This is a genomic window from Pseudomonas arsenicoxydans (assembly GCF_900103875.1).
Classification (GTDB): Bacteria; Pseudomonadota; Gammaproteobacteria; order Pseudomonadales; family Pseudomonadaceae; genus Aquipseudomonas; species Aquipseudomonas arsenicoxydans.
On sequence record NZ_LT629705.1, the window covers coordinates 4,595,913 to 4,611,785 of the forward strand.

Annotated in this window: 15 protein-coding genes, 2 pseudogenes and 1 riboswitch; of the genes and pseudogenes, 8 read left to right on the plus strand and 9 right to left on the minus strand. The window is 56.8% G+C overall.

The genetic code is table 11. The features are described 5' to 3' along the window. Nucleotides 1-698: 698 nt before the first annotated feature. Nucleotides 699-1,192 (plus strand): annotated as a pseudogene (locus tag BLQ41_RS21530) (NAD-dependent dehydratase); the annotation flags it as partial. Nucleotides 1,193-1,212: 20 nt separating this feature from the next. Here the strand turns inward: BLQ41_RS21530 and BLQ41_RS21535 are convergent. Both BLQ41_RS21535 and crcB read right to left on the minus strand, forming a co-directional pair. Beyond that, on the minus strand, nt 1,213-1,551 hold the full coding sequence (locus BLQ41_RS21535; RefSeq protein WP_090184024.1) for a DUF190 domain-containing protein: 339 nt from the start codon (nt 1,549-1,551) through the stop codon (nt 1,213-1,215). Nucleotides 1,552-1,561: 10 nt separating this feature from the next. Next, nucleotides 1,562-1,945 carry a fluoride efflux transporter CrcB gene (gene crcB / locus BLQ41_RS21540; protein ID WP_090184027.1) on the minus strand — a complete coding sequence of 128 codons (384 nt, stop codon included), beginning with the start codon at nt 1,943-1,945 and terminating at the stop codon, nt 1,562-1,564. A gap of 142 nt (nt 1,946-2,087) precedes the next feature. After that, nucleotides 2,088-2,149, minus strand: a riboswitch (Fluoride riboswitch). Between the two features lie 91 nt (nt 2,150-2,240). Between crcB and BLQ41_RS30545 the strand changes: the two are divergent. Beyond that, nucleotides 2,241-2,372 (plus strand): annotated as a pseudogene (locus BLQ41_RS30545) (DUF1206 domain-containing protein); the annotation flags it as partial. Between the two features lie 32 nt (nt 2,373-2,404). Here BLQ41_RS30545 and BLQ41_RS21545 read toward each other — a convergent pair. After that, on the minus strand, nt 2,405-3,229 hold the full coding sequence (locus tag BLQ41_RS21545) for an alpha/beta fold hydrolase (RefSeq protein ID WP_090184031.1): 825 nt from the start codon (nt 3,227-3,229) through the stop codon (nt 2,405-2,407). A 172-nt stretch (nt 3,230-3,401) separates the two neighbouring features. Between BLQ41_RS21545 and tnpA the strand changes: the two genes are divergently transcribed. The 5 genes from tnpA to BLQ41_RS21570 all read left to right on the plus strand — a co-directional run bounded on the left by tnpA (nt 3,402) and on the right by BLQ41_RS21570 (nt 6,586). Further along, nucleotides 3,402-3,734, plus strand: a complete 333-nt coding sequence (gene tnpA, locus BLQ41_RS30550; protein WP_157695035.1) for an IS66-like element accessory protein TnpA — start codon at nt 3,402-3,404, stop codon at nt 3,732-3,734. Further along, the gene (gene tnpB, locus BLQ41_RS31020) at nt 3,731-4,066 is read left to right on the plus strand and encodes an IS66 family insertion sequence element accessory protein TnpB (RefSeq protein WP_157695036.1); all 336 of its coding nucleotides are present in this window, start codon (nt 3,731-3,733) and stop codon (nt 4,064-4,066) included. The genes tnpA and tnpB overlap by 4 nt, the downstream gene beginning before the upstream one ends. Nucleotides 4,067-4,149: 83 nt before the next feature. Next, on the plus strand, nt 4,150-5,679 hold the full coding sequence (tnpC, locus tag BLQ41_RS21560; RefSeq protein WP_090184035.1) for an IS66 family transposase: 1,530 nt from the start codon (nt 4,150-4,152) through the stop codon (nt 5,677-5,679). A 54-nt stretch (nt 5,680-5,733) separates the two neighbouring features. Then, nucleotides 5,734-6,099, plus strand: a complete 366-nt coding sequence (locus tag BLQ41_RS21565) for an NIPSNAP family protein (RefSeq protein ID WP_090184037.1) — start codon at nt 5,734-5,736, stop codon at nt 6,097-6,099. 250 nt (nt 6,100-6,349) lie between these two features. Next, the gene (locus BLQ41_RS21570) at nt 6,350-6,586 is read left to right on the plus strand and encodes a hypothetical protein (RefSeq protein ID WP_090184040.1); all 237 of its coding nucleotides are present in this window, start codon (nt 6,350-6,352) and stop codon (nt 6,584-6,586) included. A 127-nt stretch (nt 6,587-6,713) separates the two neighbouring features. Here BLQ41_RS21570 and BLQ41_RS21575 read toward each other — a convergent pair whose 3' ends face one another. The 6 genes from BLQ41_RS21575 to BLQ41_RS21600 all read right to left on the minus strand — a co-directional run bounded on the left by BLQ41_RS21575 (nt 6,714) and on the right by BLQ41_RS21600 (nt 13,651). Further along, nucleotides 6,714-8,324 (minus strand): gamma-glutamyltransferase family protein, encoded by a 1,611-nt coding sequence (locus BLQ41_RS21575; RefSeq protein ID WP_090184042.1) that lies wholly within the window; start codon nt 8,322-8,324, stop codon nt 6,714-6,716. 82 nt (nt 8,325-8,406) lie between these two features. Next, nucleotides 8,407-9,186 carry an amino acid ABC transporter ATP-binding protein gene (locus BLQ41_RS21580; RefSeq protein WP_056739793.1) on the minus strand — a complete coding sequence of 260 codons (780 nt, stop codon included), beginning with the start codon at nt 9,184-9,186 and terminating at the stop codon, nt 8,407-8,409. A 2-nt stretch (nt 9,187-9,188) separates the two neighbouring features. After that, nucleotides 9,189-9,962, minus strand: coding sequence for an amino acid ABC transporter permease (locus BLQ41_RS21585; RefSeq protein WP_090184047.1), 774 nt, complete (start codon nt 9,960-9,962; stop codon nt 9,189-9,191). 12 nt (nt 9,963-9,974) lie between these two features. Beyond that, on the minus strand, nt 9,975-10,781 hold the full coding sequence (locus BLQ41_RS21590) for an ABC transporter substrate-binding protein (protein ID WP_090184050.1): 807 nt from the start codon (nt 10,779-10,781) through the stop codon (nt 9,975-9,977). A 72-nt stretch (nt 10,782-10,853) separates the two neighbouring features. Next, nucleotides 10,854-11,522 carry a GntR family transcriptional regulator gene (locus tag BLQ41_RS21595; RefSeq protein ID WP_090184054.1) on the minus strand — a complete coding sequence of 223 codons (669 nt, stop codon included), beginning with the start codon at nt 11,520-11,522 and terminating at the stop codon, nt 10,854-10,856. A 233-nt stretch (nt 11,523-11,755) separates the two neighbouring features. Continuing rightward, nucleotides 11,756-13,651, minus strand: a complete 1,896-nt coding sequence (locus BLQ41_RS21600; protein ID WP_090184057.1) for a sigma-54-dependent Fis family transcriptional regulator — start codon at nt 13,649-13,651, stop codon at nt 11,756-11,758. Between the two features lie 244 nt (nt 13,652-13,895). On the opposite strand from BLQ41_RS21600, the gene BLQ41_RS21605 reads away from it, so the two are divergent. Then, entirely contained in the window at nt 13,896-15,719 is a 1,824-nt protein-coding gene (locus tag BLQ41_RS21605; RefSeq protein WP_090184059.1) for an NAD(P)/FAD-dependent oxidoreductase, read from the plus strand. Nucleotides 15,720-15,873: the final 154 nt, after the last annotated feature.

The window sequence follows — 15,873 nt, forward strand, 5'->3', positions numbered from 1 at the left end:
ACACACACGCGTCTCTGATACTAAGACGCCATGATTTGTTAACCTCCTGGTTTCAATGGTAATCAGTACATCGGAAAATTTCAGTTTAGCAACGCACAAACGCAGCGTAGCATGCATAAGTCATTGGATCCGATCAAACACTCACAGCCTGCTCACTAATTTATGCTCAAACTGCGCTAAATAGCTGATTAGGTTATTGAAATTAACTTTATTTTCTCGAAAACAAATACTAATTAATTCGATGGATTTATTTTGTCTCACATTTGTCCCGGACATTCTCGTGCAAATTCGGTAGTCAGGTCATTTAACTGCTTGGCCAAAAAATTTGTCACGGACGTCAATACAAACGCATTGAGGTCAACTAAAGCCAGCAAAATAGAGGCTAACACGCTGAGGTTCAGGTTAATCGCGCTGTGCTTTCCACCCAGGCTGGCGCGAGAAGTTGGCGCACTGCTCGTGAGCTAAGATTTCTGGCAATCGATTAGTATCCAAACTGAGCTGAATCGACCTTCGCGCGAAGATGCCGGGGCTAAACAAGGGCTTGATTAGCTTGCATTTTTGCTAAACGAGCCGATATCTAATGGTTTTTTATGTAAAACACTTAAATCTACTCAATCTTCAGCTTTTTCAATTTATCTTTGGTTAGCAATGCGAATCTCTGAAGGCTAATCTGTCACCTCAAAAAAAATTCTAGGAATGCCGTTTGCAAACAAACCGGTCGCCCTTTTGTGTTTCCCTGATCAAGGATGCAGCGGGACAGCCTCACCGATATGACCGACGCGCGTCAGCTGGCGAAACAACAAATGTGGGCAGCCACCACACCGGCTGCGGCCAATCAAGCATTCAATGTCACCAATGGCGATATATTCCGTTGGAAATGGATGTGGAGCAGAATCGCCGAATATTTCGGCTTGCCTCCGGCCGATTACCCCGCCACCCTCTCGCCACTTGAAAAGCAAATGGCTGACGATCAAGTTGCCTGGTCGCAAATCGTAGCGGAACACGGCTTGAAAGAATCCGATATCGGGCGCCTGATCTCCCGTGGCACACCGACGCTGACCTCGGTCGACCAATCGAAGTTGTCACGGATATGTCAAAGAGCCGGGTTATGGGTTACACCGCCTACCAAGCGAGCGATCAAGCATTTTTCGATGTGTTCGATAAACTGCGCGATATGAACTTGATCCCATAGGCCGTCTTATCTCCAAGGAGTCAGGAAGGATTCGGGGGATTGGCCTTTTTGCCGACGGTGCCCATCTCGACAGGAGTTTTTATGTAGAACACAGAGATTTCTTCAGCTTCCAATCGCTTGAATAACCTCTCGGATTCGTCCTCGGTAATAGCCATTCGAATTTCCGTCGGCTGATCCGCCAGCTCAAAAAAGTGCGATGAGTGCAATTTCCCTGTGTGCCCAAATCCTTCAATTCCTGTGCAGAGGGTCGCACCGCGCAACCCCATCTCTTTAGCCACGTCGACGATCCATTCGCCCAACATCTTTCCCTGATAACGACGGTTCTGCTGGGTAAAGAAAATTACTAGATAACCTTTCATGTTCATCTCCTCAGCGTGTGCCAATCATTTGATAGGACAGAAGCCCGGCAGCCGTCATCGCCAACGAACCTACGACATGCAATGAAACCGAGCCGAGCGCCCACAGCAGTCTGCCTTCCTGAATCAGGGCAACTGTTTCAGCTGAAAAAGTGGAAAAGGTGGTCAGCCCCCCACAGAACCCCGTGATGATTAGCAGACGCCACTCAGGGCTTAGCGAGGGAGATGCGGCCAAAAATGCTATGGCGAGGCCAATAATGTAGCCCCCGACCATATTGGCGACCACAGTGCCTGGGGGAATCGTAGGGAACAGCGCGTTGAGCTTCATGCCCAAGATCCAGCGCAACCAAGCACCGAGGGATGCGCCGACGCCGATAACTAGAAGTGATTTCAGCATGGATGCAAGTCTCCTCTGGGCAAGTAGTGCCGAGGAGGTGCTGATAACCGCACGCGGAGTGAGGGAGCTGATATGAGAATAGAGGTCACGATCCTGTCCTAAATTGGAGGACAGGGAGACACACCTACGCACCCTGTCCAGGGTTCACGTAGGCATCATCAGCACAAAGGCGGTTAAAGGAGGAATGCCATCTCCTGATTTCATCCTATAGCAGCGACGGCTGGATATTCAAGATACTAAGAACACGAATTCCACCGAAGGTAATGCCGTTCAGTTGTACTGACTGGCACTACGTCAGAATCTACCAGCTGGGTGGCTGATTTTGATGGTGATGGCCTTGGGGCTGATTGCCTTCTCGGCTTACAGTTTCTCTGAAGCTTTCTGGCGCAAGATAAATATGGATGTACCAGGAGTATCGAGACCCTAGGGTGCAGCAATATTGGCGGCCAACTTCCCGGATTAGAGCAGGCGTGGCCTTGGCCTGCCGCTGGCAATCATCGGCGCCGGTTCTTCATCATCGTGCTGCTGGCAGAGGAATTCTCGTATCAGTTCGGCAGTTCGCTGGGCACTGGTGACTACGAAAAAATGCCCCTCACCCTCCAGGACGTGCACTTCGGCACGGCGGATGGTGCGGCGCAGGATATGCGCGTTGTACATCTGTACCAAGGTGTCGCGGTCGCCAGTGAGGATCAGCGTGCGTTGGCGCAGACGGAACAGCCGCAGCAGGCTTGTCCAGCCGACCAAGGCAGCGAGCTGATAGTAGTAGGTTCGCGGATTAACGGAGAGCATGCCTTTCACTACTCCAAAACGCAGCAGCGCCTGGATTGAATTGCGGGATCCCTCCTGCTTGCGGGACTTGGCACTTTTGCTTCTACCAAAAAACTCCAAGATGTCGGCGGGCTTCACTAGCACCACCGGGCCGGCGGAGGTCGCCGCGAGGATCAGCCGGCGCACCATGCTCGGGTGACGCAGGGCAAATTCTTGCGCCAATGCACCGCCCCAACTCACGCCGAACACATCGACTTGGTCGACTCCCAACTGCTTCAGCATCTCGGCGATCAAGTCGGCATGGCGCGGCAGACGCATCGGCCAGCGGGGCATTTGCGATTTGCCGACTCCTGGCATGTCCAACGTAATGGTCATGAAGTCCCCAAGTTCTTCGCGCAGCGAATCGAAGGTACGGATCAAGCCACCCAAGCCATTGAGCAGGAGCAGGGGCGAACCTTGACCACTGATCGAAACGTTCAACTGCAAGTCTTTAATGGTCAGTTTGCGCGTTGTCATCGTTTTCCCTTGCTGCACGTGGCTGAGATAGCAACGGTCGATAAGACACTAATAAAGGAACCCCTATCGTAACCGTCCGGGCAACACACCTTCCTGACACCGTCGCTTGAGGCGATGGTGTCCACCTAAATTTAAGTGGACACCATTTTTAGCCTTTTTTAAGCGGACGCCCATGCCACAAGAACGCCGTTCCTATTCCAAGTCCTTCAAGGCTCAGGTCATTGCCGAGTGCGCCCAGCCTGACACCTCAATTGCCAATGTCGCTTTGACCCACAATCTCAATGCCAACCTCGTCCATAAATGGATTCGGGTGCATGCGCAGAAAAATCTGGCACTGCAAACTGCCTTTATTCCGGTCAAGCCATTGCCTTCGACAGCGGCACCTCAAGTTCTTCCGGCCACGATTCGAATCGAAGTGCCTCATTCAAAAGGCGTAGTCGTGGTGAGTTGGCCGGCAGAAAATGCAGCGGCATGCTCCGCTTTCCTGCGAGACCTGCTGCGATGATTCGCATCGACACCATCTGGCTCGCCACCGAGCCCATGGACATGCGTGCCGGCACTGAAACCGCGCTCGCACGAGTTGTCGCGGTGTTCGGTGCGGCGAAGCCGCATTGTGCATATCTGTTCGCCAACCGCCGCGCCAATCGTATGAAAGTGTTGGTGCATGACGGTGTGGGGATTTGGCTTGCCGCCCGGCGCTTGAATCAAGGACGCTTCATTTGGCCAGGCGTGCGACACGGCTCTGAAGTCGAGTTGGATGCCGAGCAACTTCAGGCTTTGGTTCTCGGTTTGCCTTGGCAACGCGTCGGTTCCGGAGGAGCCATCACGGTGCTCTAACTCGTCTGCCATGGCGCGCTTGCCAGTGCAATTGGCCCATCAGTCTATCGTCGCCACCAGCCCTCTCTGGCAGAATCTGCGGCATGCCTTCGCATCCCAATCTCGATCATTTAAACCCTGAACAACTGCGTGCCTTGGCGGCGCAGTTGATCCAGCGCGTCGAGACGATGGACAAGCAAATCACTCATCACAAGTCGGTCAACGAGAAACTGGCCCACGAGATCGCGCTGCTCAAACGCTTCAAGTTTGCCAAGCGCAGCGAGCAGTTGAACCCGGATCAAGCCAGCCTGCTCGACGACTTGATCGATACGGATATCGCCGCTATCGAAGCCGAACTTGAGGCGCTGCAACCGGCACCTGTCGAAGCCAAAGTGCGCCAGCAACCCAAGCGCGCGCAGCTGCCACCGCAGTTTCCTCGCACGCTGATCCATCACGAACCGGACAACAGCCACTGCCAGTGCGGCTGCGCCCTCAAGCGCATCGGCGAAGATGCCAGCGAAAAGCTCGACTACACGCCCGGCGTGTTCACCGTCGAGCGCCACATCCGTGGAAAGTGGGCCTGCGAACAGTGCGAAACGCTGATACAGGCGCCGGTACCGCCGCATGTCATCGACAAAGGCATCCCTACAGCGGGCCTGCTGGCCCACATCATGGTGGCCAAGTTCGCCGACCATCTGCCGCTGTATCGCCAAGAGAAAATCTTCGGCCGCGCTGGGCTGCCCATCGCCCGTTCGACCTTGGCGCAGTGGGTGGGCAACTGCGGCGTGCAATTACAGCCGCTGGTTGATGCGCTGCGCGAAGCCGTGCTGACGCACGGCGTCGTTCAGGCTGACGAAACGCCGGTGCAAATGCTGACGCCTGGCGCGAAGAAAACTCATCGTGCCTATGTCTGGGCCTATGCCACCAGCCAGTTCTCAGACCTGGCGGCGGTCGTTTACGACTTCAGCCCGAGCCGCGCAGGCGAACATGCCCGAGCCTTCCTCGGCAAATGGAACGGCAAGCTGGTCTGCGATGACTTCGCTGGCTACAAGGCAGGCTTCGAACTGGGCGTTACGGAGATCGGCTGCATGGCTCATGCGCGCCGCAAGTTCTTCGATTTGCACGCGACTAACAAGAGCCTGATCGCCGAAAAAGCACTGCACTACATCGCGGCGTTGTACGAAGTCGAACGCGAAGTTAGGGAAGTGGAGCCAGGTGACCGGCAGCGAATACGACGAGAAAAAGCAGCGCCAATCCTCAACGCACTTCATACCTGGATGACGGCCCAAAGGCAGCTCGTTCCCGAGGGCTCGGCCATCGCCAAGGCCTTGGATTACAGCCTCAAACGCTGGATAGCGCTGACGCGCTATCTCGATGACAGCGCTGTGCCCATTGATAATAATTGGTGCGAGAACCAAATCCGACCGTGGGCACTTGGGCGCTCAAACTGGCTGTTTGCAGGTTCGTTACGCAGTGGTAAACGCGCAGCTGCGATCATGAGTTTGATCCAGTCGGCACGGCTCAACGGGCATGATCCGTATGCTTACCTGAAGGACGTTCTAGCGCGCCTGCCGACGCAGCGGGCGAGTGAGATTACCGAGCTGCTGCCGCATAACTGGACTCCCGCCAAATAACGTAAGCTGGGATATATGGATGCTCACGTTGAAACTCCACATGGAAGACTTGGAATGACTAGAATTATTGAAATCCTGATGTACACCTTAAAGCCAGGATCGGGATTGGATTTTCATCGAATAATGCAGAATGTAAGTGTTCCGCTTCACATAGAAGCTGGCATAGATGTCGTTTCTTATGGCGGCTCATTACATGATTGTGACAGCTATCACCTGATTCGCTCTTATGAAAGCGAGAGCCATCGCCTAGCATCTCAAGATATTTTTTATGCAAGCGCTGCCTGGAAACTGGGCCCGCGAGCAGACATTATCAGTCGGATTGAAGTCAGTACAACGACAGTTATGGCGTTCACTCAAGACGTAATTGATGCAATCAGAGCTTCCGTAGATCTATCTAAAGCCGATGCTCAATCAGCGTAGCCATCGGCAAAGACAGACCCCGTAGTCTTAAACGCTGGGATCAGGAAGGTGTGTTAGCCGGACGCTTACCCCCTATCCTTGCTCGGCGCCTAACGGTTGCCCCCCTTTGATTCGAGAGCCAGGAAATGCATATGACCGAGACAACCCAAGTCATGGAAGCGTTGTCGGCCAACGAAGCCAATCTAAAACTTTGTGAAGGCTGGTCTTTGATATCGGTGGTTGTCACAACACATCTTAATGGGAGGGGATTTTGACTTATCTGGATTGGGTTCAATGGCCGGCGATGCTTGTCACTGTGCTTGCTGCATGGTTGATCGGGTCTCAACAGCCGTCGAGACGAATGACTGGCTTTGTATGCTTCATTTTGAGCAATGTGCTGTGGGTGATTTGGGGTTCGTACGCTGAAGCCTACGCGCTCATTCTCTTGCAGATTTGCCTGTGCCTCATGAACCTTCGCGGGTTTAAGAAGAACCTGAAAGACCAGTAAACAAGAGTGAAGCGGATCCCTGTTTCTCTATGGTTTGAATCCTCGGCAACTGCCGCGCAGCAGCTCTTGCATTCGCCAGTGGAGCACCGTGACGAAGCTGCGCTCGCTGAAGTAGTCGAGAAATGTGTTACCACACAGCAATATGGGAATCGGCTCGCGGCTCAGTACCACCGCACAGCACACCGGTGTCCGGGTCCCGAATGATGATCTGCCCTCGCCCATAGTTGATCAGGTCGCAATCGACCTGAATCCGGTGTCCGCGCCGCGCCAGCGAAGCCGCCAGATCCCGAGACGCTCCCTGCTCAATGCCGACCTTCATTTCTCCAAGCCATTGCCACCGAGGGGCGTCCAGCGCGGCTTGTGGGTTAAGACCAAAATCCACCAGGTTCATGACCATCTGCACATGGCCTTGGGGCTGCATGTAGCCGCCCATGACGCCGAACGGTCCCACCGGCGCGTCGCCTTGACTGATGAAACCGGGAATGATGGTGTGAAAGGTTTTTTTGCCCGGTGCCAGGCAGTTGGCGTGGTCAGGATCGAGACTGAACTCCTGTCCGCGGTTCTGCAAGGCGATGCCGCTGTCTGGCAGTACCACGCCGGAACCGAAGCCGTGGTAGTTGCTCTGGATGAAAGACACCATGTTGCCCTCCTCATCCGCCGTGGCCAGGTAAACCGTGCCGCTGGCATGGGGATCACCGGGATTAGGTTCTCGCGCCTGATCAGTGATCTGTTCGCGACGTTGGCGGCTGTAGGCATCGCTGAGAAGATCAGCCACCGCCACACGCATGTGCAGTGGATCGGTGATGTAATGCAGGCCGTCGCTGTAAGCCAGCTTCATGGCTTCCAGTTGACGATGCCAGGTCTGCTGGCTGTCGCGGTGATCGAAGTCAAAGCCCTCAAGGATTTTCAGGGTCATCAGGGCGACTAATCCTTGCCCGCTTGGGGGGATTTCCCACACATCGTAGCCACGATAGTTGATGCTGATCGGGTCCACCCATTGGGCGCGATAGTCTTGCAGGTCACTGGCGCGCAGGTAACCGCCGGTGGCGCGGGAATGGGCATCCAGCCGCTTAGCCAATGCGCCGCGATAGAAGCTTTCACCCTCGGTGTCAGCCAGCTCTTGCAGCGTTCGGGCTTGCGCCGGGTTGCGGAATATTTCACCGGCCTTGGGTGCACGGCCATCGATCAGGAACGTGTCGAACCAAGCGTCGAGCACTGGGTCTCGATGGGGGCTGAATTCATCCAGAGCAGTCTGCCATTGTCGAGCGACCACCGGAGACAGTGGAAAGCCATCCCTGGCCAGACTGATCGCGGGCTGCAGCAACTCGGCAAAGGGCAGCTTGCCGAACCGTTTGGAGAGCTCCGCCCAGGCCGACGGGCAACCGGGCACCGTCACCGGCGTCCAGCCATACAGCGGCATCTGCTCGTGACCGCCCGCCTTGACCGCATCGATTGTCAGCGCTGCCGGCGCCTGGCCATTGCCGTTCAGCCCATGCAATTGGCCTTTGCTCCAGACCAGAGCAAAGGCGTCGCCGCCCAAGCCGCAGCCGGTAGGTTCAACCACCGTCAGCGCTGCCGCCGTGGCGATCGCGGCATCAATGGCATTGCCACCATTGCGCATGATTTCGATACCGGCTTCGGCGGCCAGAGGCTGTGAGGCCGCGACCATGCCACGCCGGGCAAACACACTCTGACGTTGCGACGGATAGGGATATTCGTGGGCGGAAAATTTCAACATGGCAAAAGCTCTTCCAAACAAGGATTCATTGGCAGCAGGTGTCCGGTTCCATGCCGGGTGAAAAAAGCCCCGACTGAGAAGGTCACAGCACGCGGCTGAGAAAGGCCTGGGTTCGTGGGTGTGTCGGTCGACTGAAGATCTGCTCCGGTGGCCCCTGCTCGATCAATTCGCCCTGATCGAGGACCACCACGCGGTCGGCGACTTCTCGGGCAAACCCCATTTCATGGGTGACCACTACCATCGTCATGCCGTCATCGGCCAACTGTTTCATCACCTGCAGCACCTCGCCGACGGTTTCCGGATCGAGGGCACTCGTGGGCTCGTCGAACAGCATGGCTTGAGGTTTCATCGCCAGCGCCCGGGCGATTGCCACGCGCTGCTGCTGCCCACCGGACAACATCGACGGGTAATGCATGGCCTTGTCCGCCAGACCGACCCGCGCGAGCAAGGCACGCGCTTGTTCCAACGCTTCAGCGCGAGGCACGCCGAGCACCTGGATCGGTGCCTCAATGATGTTTTCCAGCGCGGTCATGTGAGGGAACAGATTGAAACGTTGAAAGACCATCCCAATGTCCCGACGCTGGCGAGCGATGTTGCGTTCGGAGTCGCGCACCAGGCTGCCGTCGGCGCGCTCGCGATAACCCATGGCTCGGCCGTTGACGCGAATGCGCCCGCCTTGAATGTCCTCCAGCAGATTGATGCAGCGAATGAAGGTGGTCTTGCCCGAACCCGAGGCACCGATCAACACCACGACTTCACCACGCCGCACCTGCAAGGAAATCCCCTTGAGAATCTCCAGGTCGCCGAAGGACTTATGAATGTCCAGCGCCTCGATGATCAGTTCTTCACTTTTATGCGCCATGCTTAACGCCCCCTCAGCAATTTCAGCGTGCCGCGGCCGAACATGCGACTACCAGCCGCTGGCGGTGCGGGTCGATCGGACTGTCCGAAACGCGCTTCCAGCCAACGTTGGAAGAAGCCCCAGAGGGTGGTCAGCAGCAGGAAATAAATCGCCACCACCAGGTACAGTTCGAATACCCGGAATGTCGCCGACGTGACCATTTGTGTACTGAGCAATAACTCCTGCACGCCAATCACGCTGACCAGTGTCGTGTTCTTGAGCATCACGTTGAATTCGTTGCCCAACGGCGGAACGATGACCCGGAACGCCTGGGGCAGAACGATACGCCGCATCAGTTTGGCGAAGGTCATGCCCAGCGAACGCCCCGCTTCGTACTGCCCCCTGTCAACGGCACCGATCCCGGCACGAATGATCTCGGCCATGTAGGCGCCCTCGTTCAGGCCCAAGGCGATGATCGCTGCCTGGATATTGCCCGGCACCACCAAACCCAACAGCGTCACGTCCTCGAATCGGAAGATCCCGCCGGCCGCCAATGCGGTATAGAGAAAAACGATCTGCACCAATAGCGGCGTGCCGCGCATCAGCCATACATAAAACCGCACTGGCAGGTTGAGCAACGGGTTGTGCGACAGACGCAGCAGCGCCGCTGCCAGACCCAGCACGCAGCCCAACGCCATTGCCAGCACACTGATCAGGCAAGTCAGCCAAAGTCCGGTGAGGTACACCCCGCTGGGCTGCAACAAGTATTGCCAGAACACATCCCAATTGAAATTCATCGAGTGTTCGCCTCAGTCGAGTGTGTCGCTGGGAACATGCCATTTGCTCAGCAACTGCACGTAACTGCCGTCGCTGCGCATGTCACTGATGATCTGTTGTACCGCTGCGGTGAGCTGCGGATCATCCTTGCGAATGCCTAAACCGGTGAGTATCCGGCTGAAGGCGGGCACCCCTTCCTCGAACAGATCGGGCGCCATGGCGGCGTAGTAACCGGCGGTTTCCACGGTGGTGCCGTAGGCATCTACCTGACTGATGCGCAGCGCTTGAAAGGCGTCGGTGTCAGTGTTGTAGACCACCAGCTTCATTGGGGTCTTGCCAGCCTTGGTCAGCTTCTCGTTCTCGGCGTCCAGCAAGGTTTTGATCGTCGAGCCATTGAGCACTGCCACCTTGTGCCCGGACATTCCATCCAGGGTTTTGATGCCCTTGGGATTGCCTTTGGGAACGACCACTGACTGGCTGGAATACATGTAGTTGACGATGTCGATCACCTCCCGCCGTTCGGGTTTGTCGAACAGCTGATCCACGATCATGTCGCACTGTTGGGCAAGCAGTGCTGGCAGCAACCCGGAGAACGGAATGACCCGCCATTGCACCGGTTTGTCTCCCAGTCGTTTGGCAATTTCCAGCCCCAGGTCGACTGTCAGGCCCCTGGGTTTTTGCGCCTCATCGAAAGACACCAGGGGCGGCGAATCCATGCCCGAGCAATACGTGAGTTTGTCAGCCTTTTGCAGTCGCTCCGGCACTTGTGGCGTAGCAACCGCCCACTGTGTACAGAGTCCGAGGGAGATAGCGGCGAGTAACATATGGCGTTTATGCATGACGAGATACTCCGGTTGTTGGATAACGGGGCAGTACTCAAAGTCAAAACACTGTCGGGTTTAAGCCCGATTCTATTTTTCCGATTGCAGAAACTGGATCAGCGCCGGCACCGTGCCCTCGATGTGCTCACGCACCACCGCCTCGGCACGCTCGACATCGCCGGAGCGGATGGCGTCGAGGATCACCGCGTGCTCCTGGCGAGCGCTCAAGGGTTTTTCGCTGTGTTGCAGCCACAGGCGCATCGGCGCCTCGATCAGCGAATACAGCGCCGAGATCTGCTTCATCAGCCGAGGACGGCCGCTGAGGCTGCACAGGTGTTCATGGAAGGCACGATGAAGTCTGACCCATTCGGCACTTTCGTCGCGGTAGTCATCCATCTCGTCCAGCATGCGTTCCAGAGCTGCAAGCTGACGCTCACCGATCCTGGTCACGGCCACGCGAATGGCCAGGCCTTCGAGGGCACTGCGCATCTCGAATACTTCGTGCAACTCGTCGAAATTCAGGCCGCTGACGATGGCGCCCCGGTTGGGCCTCAGGGTGACCAGGCCTTGAGCATCGAGACGGCGAAAGGCTTCACGCACCGGCATCCGGCTCATGCCGATTTCGCTGGCGATGTCCTCCGCGATCAGCCGATCGCCCTTGCGGTAACGACCACCACAGATCGCTTCCAGCAGAAAGTTGTAAGCCTCCTCCTCGGCGGTCAGAGGCTGACGTTCAACGTAGGTGGGAGCGAATTGCATAAAGTCACCTTTTGCAGTTTTGTATCCAATTATCCATGGATTCAAAAAAGCATAAGCCGTGCCATTCTGCTCAGTACGGCTTCAAGATATTGATTGCAAGGGAGTTTCGACTCAGGAACCAATGAGTCTTTGATCAGCGTGTTACTCGCCGTGTGCTACGAAATGGCTCAGAGCGCCCCAAATGGGTGAAAAATAAACGCGATCCAGACAGTGGCGACGATGCCATTGCGCATTCAACCAGGTCGTGAAATACCGTGATGACGCAGTTTGCGATAAAGCGTGTTGCGGCTGATCCCCAGGCGAGCGGCAACATGAGCGATATGCCAGTGTTCCGCCTCAATCAATGTAAGCAGCGTCTGCCGCTCGGATACGCCCAGCGGATTTTCGGCGAGCGCAGCTGTCGCTGGCGCTGCCGGCAGCAACTCCGCCAAATCGTCCAGGGTGACACGCCCCTCAAACGCCAACGCTACCAGTGTGCGCAGGCACGTCCGCAGCTGCCGGACATTGCCTGGCCAAGGCTGCGTCAGCAGGCGCTCTCTGACACCCGCATCCAGCCGAACCTTGGCCCCTGCCCCCTCCTCGCGCAGCAAAAGGTCGAGCAAAAGCCCCTTGTCTGAACGTTCACGCAGCGGTGGAAGGTGCACGGCGAACCCGGCTACGCGGTAGAACAGATCCTCGCGCAAGCGCCCTTCGGCCACGCAGGCGTGCAGATCCTGGTGGCTGGCACTGATGAGACGAACATCGAGCGGACGTGCCGTCGAGCCACCTAAGGGCACTACCTGCCGCTCCTCCAACACGCGCAGCAGGCGAGTCTGTAGAGCCAGTGGCATATCGGCGATCTCATCAAGAAACAGTATGCCGCCGTGGGCCTGTTCCAGCTTACCGATCATCCCGTCTTTACGCGCACCGGTGAAGCTGCCGCCGCGATAGCCGAACAGCTCGCTTTCGATCAGCGTTTCTGGAATGGCGGCGCAATTGATCGCCACAAACGGCTGGTTCGCTCGGGAGCTGGCACGGTGCAGCGCCGCAGCAAAAGCTTCTTTGCCGGTACCGGTTTCGCCCTGCAAAAACACCGGGACGTCACGCTCCAAAACACGTAATGCGCGAGCAAAGCCGCGTTGCAGGCGCGGGTCTTCCAGGCACACGTGCACGTCGTTGATTTTTTCGGTCGCGGGAATGACCAAGGGCGCATGGTGCACGGGTTCTCGCAACTGCCCGTAGAACTGGCGTCCGTCCAGCAGCCGCACCGGCCAACAGACACTCGGCTGAGCGCTGGCCTGGCTCATCAGCTGCTCAATAGGTGTTTCCAGCAGCCTTGTTAGAGACTGGCCGATCACTTGATCACGGCTGAGGCCCAACAGGTCCAGCGCAGCATGGTTGACTGAACAAATGCGGGCATTCTCGTCAAAACTGAGCAGACCTTCACCCAGCATCCCAACGAAGCCTGCTTCAGGGTGCAAGCGCAGCAAATATCGCTGAGGATCATGCCCCAGGAAAAAACAGCTCTCTATTAACTTGGCCGACAGGTTGGTCAATGCCATGGCCTGGAAGTGTTGCTGAAGGCTGTGGTCATCCCTTACGGAAGAGAGATTGAGCACGGCCAGCAACTCTCCACTCGCATCGAATATCGGGCTGGCCGAACAGGTCAGACCGACGTGCTTGCCACGGAAATGCTCGTCACGACGGATGGTTACGTGCTTTCGCTCGACCAGGCAGGTGCCGACACCGTTGGTGCCTTCGCAATCCTCACTCCATACCGAGCCGAGCCACAGTCCGGAGCGCTGAACTTCGGCTCGTTCGGATTCGTTAAACACACTGTCGATCGCCACACCGCGAGCATCGGTGAGTAGCACCACGTGGCCATCACGTCCGAGCTGTTGGTGCAAGTTGCTCATCTGCCAGTGCGCCACAGCGATGATGTGCTCCAGTGGCGCGCGGTGATCCTGCAAGCGTGGATGCTCAACCACGTTAGGTGCGCGGCGACTGGCAGGATCGAGCTGATACTGATCCAGGCACCGGCGCCAGGATCGTGTGATGGCCAAGTCAGCAATAGGGCCATGGGTGGCGTGAGTGCCCTGCACGGCTTGCAGCACTTGCTGTGCATGGGCGTTGATCAAGGCCGGCTTCATTGTTCTTGTTCTCCGTTACGGTCAGGACACGGGTCTGTTTGCAGCTTATATGAAAAGATCGCGACCAGCGCTTTTTGCACCGAGTGACACTCTGTCATCCCCCCCTTTCCAGAAACGTGACAGATCTGCGAATCCAAGCCTGAGCAACACCCCGGCAGCCGCTCTGCAACGGGGCTTTCGCGAAGGTGGCCCGAGCCTTGCTCTGGGGCAAGTGGTACAAAAACAACAAGATCGGAGATGCCCCATGAACATCGCTGTTGAAACACCTCTGCAAACGCCAACTGCTCAGCTCGCGGGTTGGGTCGAAAACCTCGGCGAGCGCCTCGCCCAACGTGATGTGGACGGCGTACTGGAACTGTTTGCCGACGAGTGTCACTGGCGTGACCTGCTACTTTTCAGCTGGAACCTGGTGACCCTCGAAGACAAGCCTGCCATCCGAGACATGCTCGAAACACGCCTCGACCAGACTCGTCCCGAGCGATGGAAACTGGAAGGTGAGGCGACGCTGAATGACGGTGTGCTCGAAGGTTGGATCAGCCTGGAAACCGAAGCGGCGCGAGGTAAAGGCTACGTGCGTCTAAAGGACGGTCTGTGCTGGACGCTGTTGACAGCCATGCGCGAGCTCAAAGGCTATGAAGAGCCCAGCGGCCGCCGTCGTCCAATGGGCGCCAGTCATGGTCACGCCCACGCCGACAAACGCAACTGGCTGGAGCGTCGTCGCGATGAAGAAGCTTCGCTTGGCATCACCACACAACCTTACTGCCTGATCGTGGGTGGCGGTCAGGGTGGGCTGGGGCTCGCTGCGCGGCTCAAGCGAATGGGCGTGCCTACGCTGATCGTCGACAAGGCCGAGCGTCCTGGTGATCAGTGGCGCGGTCGCTACAAGTCGCTGTGCCTGCACGACCCTGTCTGGTACGACCACATGCCTTACCTGCCCTTCCCCGATCACTGGCCGGTCTTCACTCCAAAAGACCAGATTGGCGACTGGCTGGAAATGTACACCAAAGTCATGGAGCTCAATTATTGGCCGCGTACAGAATGCGTGAGCGCCAGTTTTGACGAGCAAAGTGGCACCTGGAAGGTTGAAGTGCAGCGCGATGGCGAGCGTATGACGTTACAGCCTGCCCAGTTGATCCTTGCCACCGGCATGTCTGGCGTACCCAATGTTCCTCGTTATCCGGGTGCCGAGGATTTCAATGGCCAGCAGCATCACTCCAGCCGCCATCCCGGCGGAGACGCCTGGAGCGGCAAGCGCGCGGTGGTCATCGGGGCGAACAATTCGGCTCACGATATCTGCGCCGACCTGGTGGAGAACGGTGCCGAGGTGACCATGGTGCAACGCTCCAGCACCCACATCGTGCGTTCCGACAGTTTGATGGATCTGGTCTTTGGCGGACTCTACTCTGAAGACGCCCTGGAGTCGGGTCTGACCACGGACAAGGCCGACATGCTGTTCGCCTCGATTCCCTACAAGGTCATGCCAAGCTTTCATCGACCGATCTTTGATGCGATCAAGGAGCGTGACAAGGACTTCTACGAGCGCTTGTCCAAGGCCGGCTTCATGCTCGATTTCGGTGACGACGAGTCTGGCCTTTTCATGAAATACGTACGCCGTGGTTCTGGTTATTACATCGACGTCGGTGCCTCCGAACTGATCGCTAACGGCACGATCAAGCTCAAGAGCGCGCCAGGCCTGGGTGTAGAACGCATCGAAGCAGATGCCGTCGTACTCAACGATGGCAGCCGACTACCGGCAGATCTGATCGTCTATGCCACAGGCTATGGTTCAATGAATGGTTGGGCGGCGAAGCTGATTTCCCAGGAAGTAGCTGACAAGGTCGGCCGCTGCTGGGGCTTGGGTTCCGGAACCACGAATGATCCTGGCCCGTACGAGGGCGAACTTCGCAACATGTGGAAGCCAACACAGCAGGAAAACCTCTGGTTCCACGGTGGCAACCTGCATCAGTCACGACATTACTCGCTGTATCTGGCGCTGCAATTAAAGGCGCGCTTCGAAGGCATCGACACATCCGTCTATGGCCTTGCGGCGAGTCATCACACTGGCTGAGTCAAATGGCGCCCAGCCGTGGTTGGGCGCCTTTCCACACTATTTTGGCAGTATCCACGTTGCACTTGCTGAAACCTCGCTCGACATCACTGGTCATGGTTTGCGACCGCCAAAGACGCTGCTGCCTGGATTTCTTGAACATTTGAAGAGCATC

What these genes read in the sequence shown, in the direction of transcription:
- BLQ41_RS21545 (WP_090184031.1), bottom strand. Translation starts at nt 3,229, where the DNA reads ATGACAACGCGCAAACTGACCATTAAAGACTTGCAGTTGAACGTTTCG.
- tnpB (WP_157695036.1), top strand. Translation starts at nt 3,731, where the DNA reads ATGATTCGCATCGACACCATCTGGCTCGCCACCGAGCCCATGGACATG.
- BLQ41_RS21585 (WP_090184047.1), bottom strand. Translation starts at nt 9,962, where the DNA reads ATGAATTTCAATTGGGATGTGTTCTGGCAATACTTGTTGCAGCCCAGC.
- BLQ41_RS21590 (WP_090184050.1), bottom strand. Translation starts at nt 10,781, where the DNA reads ATGCATAAACGCCATATGTTACTCGCCGCTATCTCCCTCGGACTCTGT.
- BLQ41_RS21565 (WP_090184037.1), top strand. Translation starts at nt 5,734, where the DNA reads ATGACTAGAATTATTGAAATCCTGATGTACACCTTAAAGCCAGGATCG.
- BLQ41_RS21580 (WP_056739793.1), bottom strand. Translation starts at nt 9,186, where the DNA reads ATGGCGCATAAAAGTGAAGAACTGATCATCGAGGCGCTGGACATTCAT.
- BLQ41_RS21595 (WP_090184054.1), bottom strand. Translation starts at nt 11,522, where the DNA reads ATGCAATTCGCTCCCACCTACGTTGAACGTCAGCCTCTGACCGCCGAG.
- BLQ41_RS21535 (WP_090184024.1), bottom strand. Translation starts at nt 1,551, where the DNA reads ATGAAAGGTTATCTAGTAATTTTCTTTACCCAGCAGAACCGTCGTTAT.
- BLQ41_RS21605 (WP_090184059.1), top strand. Translation starts at nt 13,896, where the DNA reads ATGAACATCGCTGTTGAAACACCTCTGCAAACGCCAACTGCTCAGCTC.
- crcB (WP_090184027.1), bottom strand. Translation starts at nt 1,945, where the DNA reads ATGCTGAAATCACTTCTAGTTATCGGCGTCGGCGCATCCCTCGGTGCT.
- tnpC (WP_090184035.1), top strand. Translation starts at nt 4,150, where the DNA reads ATGCCTTCGCATCCCAATCTCGATCATTTAAACCCTGAACAACTGCGT.
- BLQ41_RS21575 (WP_090184042.1), bottom strand. Translation starts at nt 8,324, where the DNA reads ATGTTGAAATTTTCCGCCCACGAATATCCCTATCCGTCGCAACGTCAG.
- BLQ41_RS21600 (WP_090184057.1), bottom strand. Translation starts at nt 13,651, where the DNA reads ATGAAGCCGGCCTTGATCAACGCCCATGCACAGCAAGTGCTGCAAGCC.
- tnpA (WP_157695035.1), top strand. Translation starts at nt 3,402, where the DNA reads ATGCCACAAGAACGCCGTTCCTATTCCAAGTCCTTCAAGGCTCAGGTC.